The organism is Streptomyces sp. NPDC038200 (genome assembly GCF_055600785.1).
This window is the reverse complement of the sequence record NZ_JBVJYH010000025.1, coordinates 55,539-70,306: the sequence shown is the minus strand read 5'-3', so window position 1 is coordinate 70,306 and position 14,768 is coordinate 55,539. Positions and strand designations below refer to the sequence as shown.

The 14,768-nt window shown below is 72.4% G+C and carries 14 protein-coding genes; 8 read left to right on the top strand and 6 right to left on the bottom strand.

The annotated features are described in order from the left end of the window. The 3 genes from ACZ7KF_RS36065 to ACZ7KF_RS36055 all read right to left on the bottom strand — a co-directional run bounded on the left by ACZ7KF_RS36065 (window position 1) and on the right by ACZ7KF_RS36055 (window position 2,990). Window positions 1-1,077, bottom strand: coding sequence for a substrate-binding domain-containing protein (locus ACZ7KF_RS36065; RefSeq protein ID WP_471084972.1), 1,077 nt, complete (start codon window positions 1,075-1,077; stop codon window positions 1-3). 192 nt (window positions 1,078-1,269) lie between these two features. Continuing rightward, on the bottom strand, window positions 1,270-1,689 hold the full coding sequence (locus ACZ7KF_RS36060; RefSeq protein WP_471084970.1) for an SCO4983 family protein: 420 nt from the start codon (window positions 1,687-1,689) through the stop codon (window positions 1,270-1,272). Between the two features lie 89 nt (window positions 1,690-1,778). Beyond that, window positions 1,779-2,990 carry a pyridoxal phosphate-dependent aminotransferase gene (locus ACZ7KF_RS36055; RefSeq protein WP_471084968.1) on the bottom strand — a complete coding sequence of 404 codons (1,212 nt, stop codon included), beginning with the start codon at window positions 2,988-2,990 and terminating at the stop codon, window positions 1,779-1,781. A 127-nt stretch (window positions 2,991-3,117) separates the two neighbouring features. Between ACZ7KF_RS36055 and ACZ7KF_RS36050 the strand changes: the two genes are divergently transcribed. From ACZ7KF_RS36050 to ACZ7KF_RS36040, 3 genes are all read left to right on the top strand, one after another. Next, window positions 3,118-3,909 carry a hypothetical protein gene (locus tag ACZ7KF_RS36050; protein WP_471084966.1) on the top strand — a complete coding sequence of 264 codons (792 nt, stop codon included), beginning with the start codon at window positions 3,118-3,120 and terminating at the stop codon, window positions 3,907-3,909. Between the two features lie 161 nt (window positions 3,910-4,070). Then, window positions 4,071-4,682 (top strand): DUF1707 SHOCT-like domain-containing protein, encoded by a 612-nt coding sequence (locus ACZ7KF_RS36045; protein WP_471084963.1) that lies wholly within the window; start codon window positions 4,071-4,073, stop codon window positions 4,680-4,682. Window positions 4,683-4,839: 157 nt separating this feature from the next. Further along, entirely contained in the window at window positions 4,840-5,691 is an 852-nt protein-coding gene (locus tag ACZ7KF_RS36040) for a trypsin-like peptidase domain-containing protein (protein ID WP_471084960.1), read from the top strand. 62 nt (window positions 5,692-5,753) lie between these two features. Here ACZ7KF_RS36040 and ACZ7KF_RS36035 read toward each other — a convergent pair whose 3' ends face one another. Both ACZ7KF_RS36035 and ACZ7KF_RS36030 read right to left on the bottom strand, forming a co-directional pair. Then, window positions 5,754-7,364: an N-acyl-D-amino-acid deacylase family protein gene (locus ACZ7KF_RS36035; RefSeq protein ID WP_471084957.1), complete on the bottom strand. Its 1,611-nt coding sequence runs from the start codon at window positions 7,362-7,364 to the stop codon at window positions 5,754-5,756. A 9-nt stretch (window positions 7,365-7,373) separates the two neighbouring features. Beyond that, window positions 7,374-8,669 carry an amino acid deaminase gene (locus ACZ7KF_RS36030; protein WP_471084955.1) on the bottom strand — a complete coding sequence of 432 codons (1,296 nt, stop codon included), beginning with the start codon at window positions 8,667-8,669 and terminating at the stop codon, window positions 7,374-7,376. A gap of 200 nt (window positions 8,670-8,869) precedes the next feature. Here ACZ7KF_RS36030 and ACZ7KF_RS36025 point away from each other — a divergent pair, with 200 nt between their 5' ends. From ACZ7KF_RS36025 to ACZ7KF_RS36005, 5 genes are all read left to right on the top strand, one after another. Beyond that, on the top strand, window positions 8,870-9,970 hold the full coding sequence (locus ACZ7KF_RS36025) for a sugar kinase (protein ID WP_471085115.1): 1,101 nt from the start codon (window positions 8,870-8,872) through the stop codon (window positions 9,968-9,970). Further along, a complete protein-coding gene (locus tag ACZ7KF_RS36020; protein ID WP_471084952.1) occupies window positions 9,967-10,731 on the top strand; it encodes an IclR family transcriptional regulator in 765 nt (254 codons plus the stop codon). The genes ACZ7KF_RS36025 and ACZ7KF_RS36020 overlap by 4 nt, the downstream gene beginning before the upstream one ends. Before the next feature lie 28 nt (window positions 10,732-10,759). Continuing rightward, window positions 10,760-11,170, top strand: coding sequence for a RidA family protein (locus ACZ7KF_RS36015; RefSeq protein ID WP_471084949.1), 411 nt, complete (start codon window positions 10,760-10,762; stop codon window positions 11,168-11,170). 119 nt (window positions 11,171-11,289) lie between these two features. Next, the gene (locus ACZ7KF_RS36010; RefSeq protein ID WP_471084946.1) at window positions 11,290-12,768 is read left to right on the top strand and encodes a GntP family permease; all 1,479 of its coding nucleotides are present in this window, start codon (window positions 11,290-11,292) and stop codon (window positions 12,766-12,768) included. A 37-nt stretch (window positions 12,769-12,805) separates the two neighbouring features. Continuing rightward, complete coding sequence (locus ACZ7KF_RS36005) at window positions 12,806-13,408, top strand: hypothetical protein (protein WP_471084943.1); 603 nt, start codon at window positions 12,806-12,808, stop codon at window positions 13,406-13,408. Window positions 13,409-13,411: 3 nt separating this feature from the next. On the opposite strand, the gene ACZ7KF_RS36000 is transcribed toward ACZ7KF_RS36005, so the two are convergent. Beyond that, complete coding sequence (locus ACZ7KF_RS36000; RefSeq protein ID WP_471084940.1) at window positions 13,412-14,755, bottom strand: M14 family metallopeptidase; 1,344 nt, start codon at window positions 14,753-14,755, stop codon at window positions 13,412-13,414. Between the last annotated feature and the right edge of the window lie 13 nt (window positions 14,756-14,768).

Sequence of the window (14,768 nt, the reverse complement as noted above, 5' to 3'; positions counted from 1 at the left end):
TCATCCGCGCGCCCGGCGGGCCATCTCGTGCAGCACCGCGGAGGTGGGCACGGGCGCCTGCCGGACGCCGGTCAGCTTCTGGTTGAGGTAGGCGGTGCGGCCGGACGTGTGCCCCACGAACTCGGCGGCGTCGCCCTGCGGCCGGAACCCGTGCCGCACGGCGAGCATGCGCAGCGTCGGGTCGGTGCCGAGCAGTTCCCCGAGCGTCCGGCCGGCCGCGTCGAGCGGTACGACGGTGTGGTCGCTGTTGACCGTGGTGTCCGGGTACAGCACCACCAGGTCGTTCACGGTGCGCTCCTGTTCGAGCAGCGCGGCGACCTGTGACTCGTACACCAGCACCAGCGGGTTACCGGCGCCGCTGACGAAGTCCCGGAACACCGCGTCCGTGCTGGACTGCTGGGCGCCCTGGACGCTGACGAGCCGGTGCAGCACGGGCGCGGTGCGGTCGAGGTCCGCCCCGCCGGTGACGACCTTGCCGCCGGCCGCGACGTAGGAGGCGGCGGCCAGATACAGGGCGCCCGAACTGGAGGTCTCCGGGTCGGTGCTCGCGATGTAGAGCGTGCCGGTCAGCTCCGCGTGCGCCTCGGCCCCCTTGAGCTGCTGCCAGGTGCGGTCGTGGCGGGCGGCGTCCAGGTAGGCGCTCATCCTCAGCGTGCCGCGGTTCTTCCCGTCGAGCACCGCCAGCCCGTTGGCGGCGAGCACGTCGGCCGCGCCGCGGTGGGCGACGACGACCAGCGGCGAGTAGAACGGCCGGGGCAGCGGCTGCCGCGCGTGGTACTTCTCGGCCAGCCGGTCGGCGGGCGCCTGGCTGGAGGGGAAGGCGAAGTCGTACCCCTTGAGGTCCAGGCCCTCCATGGCCCAGGACCCGGACGACTCGACCTTCACGGTGTAGCCCTTGGCGGCCAGGGCCTTCACCACGTCGGGATCGGCGAAGAAGTCGGCCTTCTCCGATCCGATCACACCTCGCACGGTCTTCGTTGCCGTGCCCTTGTCCTCTCCTTGCCGGCCCGCGACGACGGCGGCCACCACGCCACCGATCAGCAGCACCGCGAGGACGATTCCAGCGATACGTCTCACGCGGGGGAGCGTGCTCCCGGAACCCAACATTCCCCGAGGTGGCCGATGAACGGGGGGTGACAGACCGGCCCCGGCACTGCAACGCGCCGCGGAGCGGGGCGACTTTCGTCGGTCGCGTGGTGTGTGGCGCCCGGTCCGCGCGTCGCTGCGGGTGCACGCGGACCGGGGCCGATCGAGGGACCCCCGCGGGGGTCAGCGGGCCGCGCTGAGTTCCGGCGAGCCGGCCAGCGCGGCGGTGTGGGCGTCCATGCGTTCCGCGGCGAGGATCGCCGCCGAGGTGTCGGCGCGTGAGGCGGCGACCACGAGCGCGCGCCCGGCGAGGGCGTGCGCGCGCCGGTGCAGGGCGGCGCGGTCACCGGTCGCGTCCGGCGCCGCGCGCAGCGGCGCCCGTCCGCCCCGGAGCCGGCTCACCTCGCCGGCCAGGCGCTCCGCGGCCGTGTCCAGGTCCGCGGACGGGGTCAGGGCGCGCAGCTCGTCGGTGACGGCGAGCAGTGCGGCGAGATGCCCGGCGAGCTGGATGTCCAGCTCCTCCTCGCGCGAGCGGTGCGGGAAGTCCGAGGCGGTGTCGGCCATCGTGCTGTGGACCGACTTGGCGCGGATCGGTTCGTACATGGTGGATGGCCTCCTGTGCTCTGACAGGAAGCCATCCTAGCTTAGATTTCGTCTAAAGTTGAGTCGGGTCACGGAATGAGGTCCGTCGACTACGGCTGGCTGTACCCGTCCAGGAAGGTGCCGATCCTCGTCACCGCGTCCCGGAGGTCCCCGGCGGTCGGCAGGGTCACCACCCGGAAGTGGTCCGGTTCGGGCCAGTTGAAGCCCGTGCCCTGGACGACCATGATCTTCTCCTGGCGCAGCAGGTCCAGGACCATCTGCCGGTCGTCCTTGATCTTGAAGACCTGAGGGTCGAGCCGCGGGAAGAGGTACAGCGCGCCCTTCGGCCGTACGCAGCTCACGCCCGGGATCTGGGTCAGCAGCTCGTACGCGGTGTCCAGCTGCTCCTTCAGTCGCCCGCCCGGCAGCACCAGGTCGTTGATCGTCTGGCGGCCGCTGAGCGCGGCGACCACCCCGTGCTGTCCCGGCATGTTGGCGCACAGCCGCATGTTCGCCAGGATCGTCAGGCCCTCGATGTAGGAGGCGGCGTGCGCGCGGGGGCCGGAGATCGACATCCAGCCGACGCGGTAGCCGGCCACCCGGTACGCCTTCGACATGCCGTTGAAGGTGAGGGTGAGCAGATCGGGGGCGATCTTGGCGGTGGGGGTGTGCGTGGCGCCGTCGTAGAGGATCTTGTCGTAGATCTCGTCGGAGCAGACCAGCAGGTTGTGCCGGCGGGCGATGTCGGTCAGCCCCCTGAGCATCGCCTCGTCGTAGACCGCGCCCGTGGGGTTGTTCGGGTTGATGACGACGATCGCCTTGGTGCGGTCGGTCACCTTGCGCTCTATGTCGGCGAGGTCGGGCATCCAGTCGGACTGCTCGTCGCAGCGGTAGTGCACCGCCGTACCGCCGGAGAGGGAGACGGCCGCCGTCCACAGCGGGTAGTCCGGCGCCGGTACGAGCACCTCGTCGCCGTCGTCCAGCAGGCCCTGCATCGCCATCACGATCAGCTCGGAGACGCCGTTGCCGATGAAGACGTGCTCGACGTCCGTCTCGATGCCGAGGGTCTGGTTGTGCATCACGACCGCGCGGCGGGCGGCGAGCAGGCCCTTGGCGTCGCCGTAGCCGTGCGCGGTGGAGACGTTGCGGAGGATGTCCTCCAGGATCTCCGGGGGGCAGTCGAAGCCGAAGGCGGCCGGGTTGCCGGTGTTGAGCTTGAGGATGCGGTGGCCTGCCGCCTCCAGCCGCATGGCCTCTTCGAGAACCGGGCCGCGGATCTCGTAACAGACGTTGGCGAGCTTGGTCGACTGGATCACCTGCATGCCCGCGAGCTTACGGCCCGGTTATGCCTCATGGGTCGTGTTTTCCGCCACGTGAGACACCGAAGATTTGCCCGGATATCGCCGTCGACTGTCTCAGGGCTCACTTGCCTCCCTAGAATCCGCTGGCATGTCCACGGAATGGGAGCACGAGGCGGAGGCGTACGGCGCGTACGGACCGGGCGGCGCGCCCGAGATCCGGCCGAACGTGTACCACCCGCAGTCGGCTCCGGCCCCCGCGTACGACGAGTACGCCGACCCGGCCGCCGCGCACGGCTGGCAGAACACCTACGACGAGACCCGCGAGCTGCCCGCGCTCGCCGGGCCGGGTGAGCCGTCCGGGCCGGCGGGGCCGGCGGGCCCGGCCGAGTCGGGCGAGCCGTCCGGGCCGGGTGAGCCCGGTGGGGCGGGTGGGCCGGGCCGGACGGGGGAGGGGCGGGCGGAGCGGCGGCGGGCCGGGCGGCGGTCCGCCGGGCGGCGCAGCGGTGTCCGCCGGGCCGTGGTCGCCGCCGGGGCACTGGGCGCGGCCGGCACCGTGGCGGTGCTCGTCGGCGTGCTGGGCTCCGGCTCCTCCACGGACGCGCCCGACGCCGTGAAGGGCGGACGGATCGCGGACCGCGGTGCCACGCCGAGCCCTCGCGCGGACACGCACTCCTCGTCCCCGGCCGCTTCGTCGGCCGCCGCCGCACCCACCGCCACCCCACCGCCCCGCTCGTCCGCACCGGCGTCCGCGCCCGCGTCCGCCTCCCGGGCCGGGGCGCCGAGCGGCCCGGGCGAACAGCCGGCCGGCACGCCCTCCGCCTCGTCCGCCACGGTGTCCGCCGCCCCGACCTCCGCGGCCCCGACGGCGAGCCCCACGACCACCGCTTCCGGCTTCCCCGGCGGCCGGGGGCGGGGGCGCGGCGGCGGCCCCCACCACTGACCGGCCGGGCGCGCGTTCCGCGCGCCGAAGTCCGCACGCGGTCCGCTCGCCGAAGCCCGACGCGTTCCGGCCGCCGAGCGGACCGGCCGCGGCGGCGGCCGGCCGGACACGCCGGGCCGGACCCCTGCTCCCGCCGCGGCGGGCGTGGGAAAGTTGCGTACATGACCGAACAGCCCGCGAAGGAAGCCGAGTTGCGGCAGATGACCCTCGCCGTCTCCGCCGCTCCTGACCTGCTCGCCTCCGACGAGGACCGCGACGGGGCGGCCGAGCGGGTGCGCGCGGCGGTGGCCGACGGGCGCCTGGAGCTGGGCGAGCTGGACGGGCGTCTCACCGGGGTGTACCAGGCGCGCACGCTGGGCGAACTGGCGGTGGCCGTGCGCGGGCTCCCCGAACCCGGCCCCCGGGACCGGCTGGTGGTGGACCGGGCGCCCACGTCCCGGTTCGCGCTGGGCCTGTTCGGCGGGTTCCGGCGGGCCGGCCGGTGGATCGTGCCGGCGAAGTTCACCGCCTGGTCGATGTGGGGCGGCGGGCGGCTCGACCTCACCGAGGCCCGGTTCGCCGCGCGGGAGACGGTGATCCGGGCCGTCGCCCTGTGGGGCGGCACGGGGATCGTCGTACCGGACGACATCGACGTCGAGGTCAGGGGCTTCGGGCTGTTCGGAGTGGTCGGCAGGCGTGGCGCCCGCGAGGTGGCCCGGCCGGGCGTGCCGCGGGTCGTCGTCAAGGGGTTCGCGCTGTTCGGTGCCGTCGTCACCAAGCCCGGACGCCGTTGAAACCCGTCCTGCCGACGGCTGCCGGAAGTACAGGGAAACCCCTATGACCTGACCCGGCTCCTTGTTCACACCCCCTCCGTGCATTGAGAATGCGCATGACAAAGCAAGGGCGGCCGGAAGATCTCCGGTCGCCCAAGTCGTAAGAGGGGACCCCCACATGAACAAGCCTCTCCTTGCCGCGCTGTCCTCCCTGGCGATAGCCGGGCTGGGCGCGACACCGGCGATCGCCGCCCCGCACACGGCCGTCAAGGACGCCGCCCCGCACGCGGTCAAGGCGACCGTCGACTTCGCCGGCACCGTCTCGCTCAGCAACTGCTCCGGCTCCGTGATCCGCTTCCCCAACTCCGCCGACACCGACCCGGCCCTGGTCCTGACCAACGGCCACTGCCTGGAGACCGGCATGCCGGACGCCGGCGAGGTCATCACCGGCCAGTCCTCCAGCCGCACCTTCGGCCTGCTGAACTCCGCCGGCACCAAGATCGCCACCCTCCGCGCCAACCAGGTCGTCTACTCGACCATGACGGACACGGACGTCACGATCTACCGCACCACCACCACCTACGCGGCGATCAAGAACTCCTACGGCATCAGCCCGCTCACCGTGCAGGACACGCACCCCGTCGCCGGCACCGCCATCAAGGTGGTCTCCGGCTACTGGAAGCGCATCTACAGCTGCAACGTCGACGGCTTCGTGTACCGCCTGAAGGAAGGCGACTGGACCTTCAAGGACTCGGTCCGCTACACCTCCGCCTGCAACACCATCGGCGGCACCTCCGGCTCCCCGGTCATCGACACCGCCACCGGCAAGGTCGTCGCCGTCAACAACACCGGCAACGAGGACGGCGAGCGGTGCACGGTGAACAACCCGTGCGAGGTCGACGCGAGCGGCAACGTCACCGTCCGCCAGGGCATCAACTACGCCCAGGAGATCTACAACATCCCGGCCTGCTTCACCACCGGCAACAAGCTCAACCTGAGCGCGGCCGGCTGCACCCTGCCCAAGCCGTAACCGGCGGCGGCGGGCGGTCGCACCGGGGTACGCCCGCCCCAGCCGTAACCGGCGGCGGGCGGTCACACCGGGGTGCGCCGGACCGCCCGCCCCGCCAGCACGTCCGTCCGCCCGCCGTCCTCGATGACGAACCGGCCGTCGACCAGCACGTACGGGATCCCGGTCGGCGGCGTCCGCGGCTCGGCGAAGGTGGCGCCGGGCGCGACCGTCCGCGGGTCGAACAGGACCAGGTCGGCCCGGTACCCCTCACGCACCAGCCCGCGGTCCGGCAGCCGCAGCCGCGCCGCGGGCCGGGAGGTGAGGTGGGCGACGCACTCCTCCAGCGTCAGCACACCCAACTCCCGCACGTAGTGGCCGAGATAGCGCGGGAAGGTGCCGTACGCGCGCGGGTGCGGCTTGCTGCCCCGCAGGATGCCGTCGGAGCCGCCGGTGTGGGCGCGGTGCCGCATGATCGCGCGGACGTTCTCCTCGTGGCCGACGTGCTGGAGGATCGTGGTGCCGAGCCGGTCCGCCACCAGCAGGCGGTGCGCCGTGGCCCACGGGTCCTCGCCGCGCAGCCGCGCCGACTCGCGCACGGTGGCGCCCACGAAGCCGGCCAGGGCCGGATCGGTCACCCCGGAGACCTCGATCGTCTCCCACTCCACCGGCACCCCGTGACAGCCGTCCGAGCCGGTCACCTCCAGGTCGTGCCGGATGCGCTCGGCCGTCGCCGGGTCGGTGAGCCGGGCCAGCACCTCCTCCGGGCCGCCCTCGCTCGCCCAGCTCGGCAGCAGCGCGGCGAGGGTCGTGCAGCCGGGGGTGTAGGGATAGGTGTCCAGCGTGATGTCCGCGCCCGCGTCCAGAGCCTCGTCGAGCAGTGCGAGCAGCTCCGGCGCCCGGCCCTTGTTCACGCCGAAGTTCATCGTCGCGTGCGCCAGGTGCAGCGGGCAGCCCGCGTCCCGGGTCAGCGCCACCATCTCGGCGTAGGCCGCGAGGGCGCCGGCGCCGTAGGAGCGGTGGTGCGGGCAGTAGTAGCCGCCGTACGCGGCCACCACCCGGCACAGCTCGGTCAGTTCGGCGTCCTTCGCGTACATGCCCGGGGTGTAGGTGAGTCCCGAGGACAGCCCCACCGCGCCCTGCTCCAGCCCCTCCGCGACCAGCTGCCGCATCCGCTCCAGCTCCCGGGGCGTCGCCTCGCGGTCCTCCCAGCCGACGACGAGGGCCCGGACCGTGCCCTGCGGGATCAGGTAGGCCGCGTTCACGGCGATGCCCCGGTCCAGGCGGTCGAGGTACTCGCCGACCGACCGCCAGTCGAAGTCGACGTCCTCGCCGTACCCGTTCCACCCGGTGATGGCCTGCCGCACCTCCGCCAGCGTGCGGTCGTCCACCGGGGCGTACGACAGCCCGTCCTGCCCGAGGACCTCCAGCGTGACCCCCTGCGCGGCCTTCGCGCTGTGCTCGGGGTCGCGCAGCAGGGCCAGGTCGGAGTGGGCGTGCATGTCGATGAAGCCGGGGGAGAGGACCAGGCCCTCCGCGTCCAGCTCGCGCACGGCACGCGGCCGTTGGCAGCCCGCCGCGGCGGCCTCCTTGACGATCGAGACGATCCGGCCGCCGTCGATCACGACGTCGGCGCGGTAGGAGTCCGCCCCGCTGCCGTCGACGACGTCGACGTCCCGGATGACCAGGTCCTCCACGCGGGCCTCCTAGAAGAACGTGCGGATGTACGCGACGACCGTGCCGTCCGCCTCGGCCACCGGGATCAGCTGCCACTTGTCGAAGGACGTGCACGGATGGGACAGGCCGAACCCGATCCAGTCGCCGACCTCCAGGTCGGCGCCCGGCTCGGTGCGCAGCCAGGTGTGCTGGTCGGACAGGCCGGTCACCGTGACACCGGTGGCGGCCCGCTCCTCGCCGTCGCGGCGAACCACCTGGGCGGCGGGCAGGTCGAGATCGTACGCCGCGTCACGCTTGCCCGCGTTGGCGAAGGCCTGCTCGGGGGTGGGGCGGGAGACGACCTGCGCCCACAGCCGGAACGCGGGCTCCAGGGCACCCTCCTCGGGGACCCGGGCGAACGGGGTGAGCCTGCGGTAGTGGCCGTCGTCGTGCGAGACGTACGCCCCCGAGCGCAGCAGCTTCAGCACCGGCCGGGAGAGTCCGGGGATCCGGGCGAAGACATCGGCCACCGCGTCGAACCAGGCACTGCCGCCCGCGCTCACCACGATCTCCTCGGCCGCGTCGAACCGTCCGCCGCGGTCCAGTTCGGCGGCGAGCGCCACCAGCCGCCGCAGATACGACCGCACCCGCTCCGGGTCGGCCCGCGGCACCTCGCCCTCGTAGCCCGCCACCCCGACCAGGCGCAGGGTCGGCACGGCGGCCACGGCCGCCGCGACGGCCGCGCCCTCCTCCGCCGTCCGCACGCCGGTCCGCGCCCCGTCGCCCGCGCCCAGCTCCACGACCACGTCCACCGGCCGGGCGGCACCCCGCAGCGCCGCGTCCATCAGCTCCACCCCGCGCACGGAGTCGACGTAGCAGAGGAAACGGAACTCCGGGTCGGTCTCCAGCTCGCCGGCGATCCAGCGCAGGGCGGGGGCCTCCACCAGCTCGTTGGCGAGGAAGACCCGCTGGACGCCGAACGCCCGCGCCACCCGCACCTGGTGGGGCACCGCCAGAGTGATCCCCCAGGCGCCGTGCTCGATCTGGCGCCGGAAGAGCTGCGGGGCCATGGAGGTCTTGCCGTGCGGGGCGAAGGCCAGGCCGTGCCGGGAGGCGTACGTCTCCATCAGCGCGAGGTTGTGCTCCAGGCGCTCGGCGGACAGGGCGAGGACGGGGGTGGTGAAGCCGTCGCCGTCCCGGAAGAGGTTGCGGCGCTGGGCGGCCAGCTCCCCGACGGTGAGCCCGTCGGCGTCCGGCGGGAGGCCCTTGAAGCGGTGGTCGACGCGTTCCTCGGCCAGGCGGGCCAGGCGTTCCGCGGCCAGGCGGGCGAGCGCTTCGGTGCTCATGGGGCCCCTCTCTCGGGCGTTGCGCTATATGCAACGGCCATTGCATGCGGTGCTTACTGGTGTCTAGCATCTCGCCGAACACCGGGTCAACGGAGCCGCCACCCGGAGCATCGACAGGAGTCATCATCGACGACGCTGCTTACGCCTCGGCCGTTGCGCGCCCGTTGAACCTCGTGGACGTGGTCGCGCTCGGCGAGTCCATGGTCACCTTCCTGCCCGGCCGCCCCGGCCGCCTCGCCGACGTGCCCTCCTTCGACCGGGCCATCGGCGGCGCCGAGTCCAACGTGGTCTGCGCCCTGGCCGCCTTCGGGCACCGGACGCGCTGGGTCAGCCGGGTCGGCGCGGACGGCTTCGGCGACCATCTGGTGGAGCGCATCGGCGGCTACGGAGTCGACGTCTCCGCCGTACGCCGGGACCCGGCGCGCCCCACGGGCGTCTACTTCCGCACGGCCGGCGACCGGGGCACGGGCGCCCACGAGGTGGCCTACTACCGGGCGGGCTCGGCCGCGTCGGCGATGTCGGCGCGGAACACCGACCTGGCGGCGGTACGCGCGGGACGGGTCCTGCACCTGTCGGGGATCACGGCCGCGCTGTCGGGGGAGTGCCTGGAACTGCTGCGCGAGCTGACCGCACCCGGCCCGGATCGCCCACTGGTCTCCTTCGACGTCAACCACCGCCCCGGTCTGTGGCGGGACATCGGCGGCGGCGGGGTCCTGCTGGAGCTGGCCCGGGGTGCGGACGTCGTGTTCGTGGGCGAGGACGAGGCGGTGGAGGCCTGGGGGATCTCCGGCGGTCCGCGAGCGATCCGCGAGGCCCTGCCGGAACCGGCACTGCTGGTGGTCAAGCAGGGCGCGCAGGGAGCGACCGCGTTCGCCCCCGGGCCCGGCACGCCCCCGCGAGCCTCCGTGCCCGCCCTCGACGCGGACGTCGCGTCCACCGCCGTGCCCGCCCTCGACGCGGACGTCGCGTCCACCGCCGTGCCCGCCCTCGACGCGGACGTCGCGTCCACCGCCGTGCCCGCCCTCCACGTGGACGTCGTGGCCACCACCGGCGCCGGAGACGCCTTCGCCGCCGGCTTCCTCTCCGCCACCCTGCGCGGCCTGCCGCTGCGGGACCGCCTCCGCCACGGCCATCTCTTCGCCGCCGCCGCCCTCACCACCCCCGGCGACCTCGCGGCACCCCCCTCCCGCCACCATGCCGACCGCCTCGCCGCCCTGGACGACGACGCATGGGGGAGACTTCGACTCGGCCCCGGCTGGACACAGGCCGAGCAGGCCGTAGAGGAGGCGAACACCCCATGAGTCAGACCGTCGACCGCGCCCTGAGCATCCTGCCGTTGCTCGCCGAGGGCCCCGCCGACCTCGGGCAGGTCGCCGACCGCCTCGGCGTGCACAAGTCCACCGCCCTCCGCCTGCTGCGCACCCTGCACGAACACGGCCTGGTCTACCGCCAGTCCGACCAGCGCTACCGCCTCGGCGCCCGCCTCTTCGCCCTCGCCCAGGAGGCGATGGAGAACCTCGACATCCGCGAGATCGCCCATCCCCATCTCGCACGCCTCAACGAGCACTGCGGCCACACCGTCCACCTCGCCGTCTACGAGGAGAACGAGGTGCTGTACATCGACAAGGTGGAGAGCCGCTACCCGGTCCGGATGTACTCGCGGATCGGCAAACCGGTCGCCATCACGGTCGCCGCCGTCGCCAAGCTGCTCCTCGCCGACCTGCCCGAACCCGAGCGCCGCGCCCTCGCCGAGCGGCTCGACTACCCCACCTACACGGCCCGTTCGACGCCGAACGCCGAGGCATTCCTGAAGGAACTCGCCGCGGTGCGCGAACAGGGCTGGGCCACCGACCTCGGTGGCCACGAGGAGTCCATCAACTGCGTCGCCGCCCCCATCCGCGGCGCCGACGGCCGGGTGGTCGCCGCGATGTCGGTGTCCGCGCCGAACGTCGTCGTCACCGCCGAGGAACTCCTCACCCTGCTCCCGCTGGTGCGCCGTACGGCGGACGCGATCAGCGGCGAGTACTCCGGCAGAACACCGGTGAAGGGCACCCCCGCATGACCGAAACACCAGGGAAGGGCACCCCCGCATGACCGAGAAGACCGCGCTCACCCCGAAGACCCACACCACCCCGCCCGCGCAGTTCTCGCACGGCGTGAGGAAGGGCAACATCCTCCAGGTCGCCGGCCAGGTCGGCTTCCTGCCCGCCGAGGAGGGCAAGCCCCCGACGCCGGCCGGCCCCACCCTGCGCGAGCAGACCCTCCAGACCCTCGCCAACGTCAAGGCGATCCTCGAGGAAGGCGGCGCGAGCTGGGACGACGTGATGATGATCCGCGTCTACCTCACGGACGTGGACCACTTCGCCGAGATGAACCAGATCTACAACGCCTACTTCGAGGAGCAGGGCCTCACCCAGCCGCCCGCCGCCCGCACGACGGTCTACGTCGGTCTGCCGGCCGGACTCCTCATCGAGATCGACGCCCTCGCCGTACTGAGCTGACGGCCGATCGCCCCCCGCACATCCCGCACGTCCCGCACGGCACGGCGCCCCCTTCGGGTGGTGCCGTGCCGCGATCCCCCCTGCCCGAAAGCAGTATGCATTTACGTAGAGGACCCCCAATGTCCTATCCGCTCGCCGCACCCACCCCCGCCGCCCCACCCCACACCGGAGGCCTGCTCCTCCTCGTCGACGGCACCCCCGGCCTCCTCACGGTCGCCGGACTGGGCATAGCCCTGCTCCTCTTCCTGATCATCAAGGTGAGGCTCCAGCCGTTCGTCGCCCTCCTCGCCGTCTCCGTGGCGGTCGGCCTGCTGGCCGGTCTCTCCGTCACCGAACTCTTCGGCACCGTCCAGCGCTCCGACGCCGTCTCCACCGTCGAGTCCGGCATGGGCGGCATCCTCGGCCATGTCGCGATCATCATCGGCCTCGGCACCATGCTCGGCGCGATCCTCGAGGTCAGCGGCGGAGCCGAGGTGCTGGCCTCGCGCCTGCTGACCCTGTTCGGCGAGCGTCGAGCCCCCCTCGCGATGGGCCTGACCGGCCTCGTCTTCGGCATCCCGGTCTTCTTCGACGTCGGCATCTTCGTCCTCGCGCCGATCGTCTACGCCGCCGCCAAGAGGTCCGGCAAGTCGATCCTGCTCTACTGCCTGCCGCTGCTCGCGGGCCTGTCCATGACCCACGCCTTCCTGCCGCCGCACCCGGGCCCGGTCGCCGCCGCCGGACTGCTGCACGTGCAGCTCGGCTGGGTCATCCTCATGGGCATCGTCTGCGGACTGCCCGCCGTGCTCGCCGCCTGGGCGTACTCCGCCTGGATCGGCAGGCGGATCTTCGTCGCCGTACCGCAGGACATGGTGGAGGCGGCCGAGGAGGCGAAGCGGGCCGTGCTGGCCGAGCAGCGGGCCCAGGGGGTGGCGCCGCGGGAGCATCCGGTGCCGCTCGGCACGGTCCTCGCCATCATCGGTACGCCCCTGGTCCTGATCCTCGCCGCGACCTTCTCGTCGATCGCGCTGGACGCGTCCCCCGGCCGCTCGGTCCTGGAGTTCTTCGGCAGCCCCTTCGTCGCCCTCACCCTCGCCCTGCTCCTCGCGTACTACCTTCTCGGCATCCGCCGCGGCTGGTCCCGCAAGTCCCTGGAGACGGTGTCGACGTCGTCCCTCAAGCCCGTCGGCAACATCCTGCTGGTGGTCGGCGCGGGCGGGGTCTTCGGCGCCGTCCTCAAGGCCGGTGGCGTCGCCCAGGCGCTGTCGGACACCTTCCACGACGTGGGCCTGCCGGTGCTCGTCCTGGCGTACCTGATCTCGCTGGTGCTGCGGGTGGCCCAGGGCTCGGCGACCGTGGCGATCGTGACGACGGCCGGCATCGTGGCCCCGCTCCTGACGGAGGGTCACCACTCCCAGGCTTTCGCCGCCCTCGTCATCATGGCCATCTCGGCGGGCTCCATCTTCGCCTCGCACGTCAACGACGGCGGCTTCTGGATGGTGGCCAAGTACTTCGGCATCAGCGAACGGGACACGCTGCGGACCTGGACCGTCCTGGAGTCGGTGCTGTCACTGGCGGGGTTCGTGGTGGCGGCGGTGGTCAGCGTGTTCGTGAGCTGACTGGTTCCGGCACAGGGAAGTCGTCCATACTGCCGCCGTGGAGCAGCGCATAGGATCGAACAGCAAGCCGTCCAAGGCCGAGCCGTTGAAGGCCGAGCCTGTCACGGGCGCCGGTTTCGACCCGGCCTTCATCCCGGGGATCACGGGACCGACGCCGACGGGCCCGGTGCCGAAGGGCCCGGCCGACAAGGCGCCGGAGGACAAGGCGCCGGAGGGCGAGGTGCCGGCCGACGAGGCACCGGAGGAAGCCGGGAAGCCGACGGTCGAGCCCCCGGCGGCCGACGACTCGGCGGCTGACGACTCGACTGAAGGGGACTCGGCTGAAGACGACTCGGCCGAGCCCGCCGAGGACGCGGCGGACGGCCCGGTCTTCGAGGCGTCCGACCGCCGGGCGAGGATAGTGGCCGACCGCAAGGGCGTCCGCCTCAGCCTGGACGAGGAGGTCTGCGAGTTCCGCTGGGACGAGATCGCCGCGGTGGAGTCGGAGTCGCCCCGCTTCGGCAAGCGGTACACGATCACCGTGCACACCCCCGACCGCCGCTGGTACCCGATCGAGATCGAGGCGGCGGCCAGGGCGCGCTTCAAGGAGTGGGACGAGCAGCTCGACGCGGTGCTCGACGCCTACTTCGAGGAGGCCTGACCGCTAGCTGCAGTACTGGGCGGCCTTGCCGATCGCCCGGTACATGCAGTCGGCGTTCTCCAGCAGCTGCAACACGGCGTCCTTGTTCCGGGAGGTCTCCCGCTCGATGACTTCGTCGGGCGGGTAGAACCCGCCGTTCAGGCTGGACGTCGGATACATCTCGAAGGTGTAGTCGAAGATCTTGTGCACACCCCAGAGATAGTCGTCGATGGACCCGTCGGTGATGTACAGGTCGCTGGACTGCTCCGCCGTGTACCCGTTGCTCGCGGCCATCTTCTGCCCCACGGCCTTGAACGCGGCGGCGTCGTCGGCCGTCATCCCGGTCGCCGTGTCGTTGTACGTCCACCCGAACGGCCACAGCACCAGTTCGCTGTAGGTGTGGAAGTCGATGCCGGCCTTGATCTGCTGCCTGCCGCCGACGACCCGGCCGCGCACGAAGTCGGAGACGACCTTGACCTCGGGTGCGGACTCGGCCGCGGACCCGCGGTAGGTCTCGGAGGACGCCGACCCGGAGGACCCGCCGCAGCAGCCCCACTTGTAGTCCCAGTTCCGGTTGAGGTCGGTCCCCACGTACGAGGAACCGGAGTTGGGCTGCCGGTTCTTCCGCCACGACCGGTACGACCCGCTGGCGATGTCGTACTCGCCGCCGTCCGGGTTCAGATCCGGGACGATCCATATCTCCCGGCTGTTGACGATGCCGGTGATCCGGGAGTCCGACCCGTACCCCGCGCCCAGCTCGCGCAGCAGATACAGCGCCATCTCCACCGTCAGGTGCTCACGCGCGTGCTGGTGAGCGGTGAACAGCACCTCGGGTTCGTCCTCGTCGGTGCCGACGTTGTCGCTGACCTTGATGGCGACGATGTCCCGGCCCTGGTACGACTTCCCGATCACCCGCTTGCTCATGATGCCCGGGTAGGCGGCGAGCCGCTGGTCGATCTCGGCGTTCATCTCGGCGTAGTTGTGGTATTTCGCGTCGGCACCGGGGAAGTCGTACAGCCGCGCTCCGGCCCGCTGCGGGGCGGTGCCCAGGGCCTGCACGTCGTAGCCCAGCCGGCGCAGCCTGCGTATCTGCTCGGCCCGGCCGGATATGACGACGGTCTCCTCGTCGGCCTCGTCGACGGTGACGCCGGTCGCCTGAAGGGCCGTACGCGTCACGGGAGTCGTGCCCCGATGGATCTCGTACTGCCGGATGTCGTCCCCGGAGGGTGCGGCCTTCCGGGTGCTGTCGGCGCTGGCGTGGCCGACGGTGGCCGAGACGGGTGCGGCGAGGGCGAGGGCCAGCAGCGTGCCGAGAGCGGCGGTACGTCTGCTGCCACGGGCGCGGGCGCCGCGGATGCGAAGTCGCATGAACGCTCCTTGG

Bases quoted from the DNA above. Each gene is read 5' to 3' on its own strand.
- ACZ7KF_RS36050 (WP_471084966.1), top strand. From the start codon at position 3,118: ATGTCCACGGAATGGGAGCACGAGGCGGAGGCGTACGGCGCGTACGGA.
- ACZ7KF_RS36025 (WP_471085115.1), top strand. From the start codon at position 8,870: ATGGTCACCTTCCTGCCCGGCCGCCCCGGCCGCCTCGCCGACGTGCCC.
- ACZ7KF_RS36010 (WP_471084946.1), top strand. From the start codon at position 11,290: ATGTCCTATCCGCTCGCCGCACCCACCCCCGCCGCCCCACCCCACACC.
- ACZ7KF_RS36015 (WP_471084949.1), top strand. From the start codon at position 10,760: ATGACCGAGAAGACCGCGCTCACCCCGAAGACCCACACCACCCCGCCC.
- ACZ7KF_RS36020 (WP_471084952.1), top strand. From the start codon at position 9,967: ATGAGTCAGACCGTCGACCGCGCCCTGAGCATCCTGCCGTTGCTCGCC.
- ACZ7KF_RS36030 (WP_471084955.1), bottom strand. From the start codon at position 8,669: ATGAGCACCGAAGCGCTCGCCCGCCTGGCCGCGGAACGCCTGGCCCGC.
- ACZ7KF_RS36000 (WP_471084940.1), bottom strand. From the start codon at position 14,755: ATGCGACTTCGCATCCGCGGCGCCCGCGCCCGTGGCAGCAGACGTACC.
- ACZ7KF_RS36060 (WP_471084970.1), bottom strand. From the start codon at position 1,689: ATGTACGAACCGATCCGCGCCAAGTCGGTCCACAGCACGATGGCCGAC.
- ACZ7KF_RS36040 (WP_471084960.1), top strand. From the start codon at position 4,840: ATGAACAAGCCTCTCCTTGCCGCGCTGTCCTCCCTGGCGATAGCCGGG.
- ACZ7KF_RS36055 (WP_471084968.1), bottom strand. From the start codon at position 2,990: ATGCAGGTGATCCAGTCGACCAAGCTCGCCAACGTCTGTTACGAGATC.
- ACZ7KF_RS36045 (WP_471084963.1), top strand. From the start codon at position 4,071: ATGACCGAACAGCCCGCGAAGGAAGCCGAGTTGCGGCAGATGACCCTC.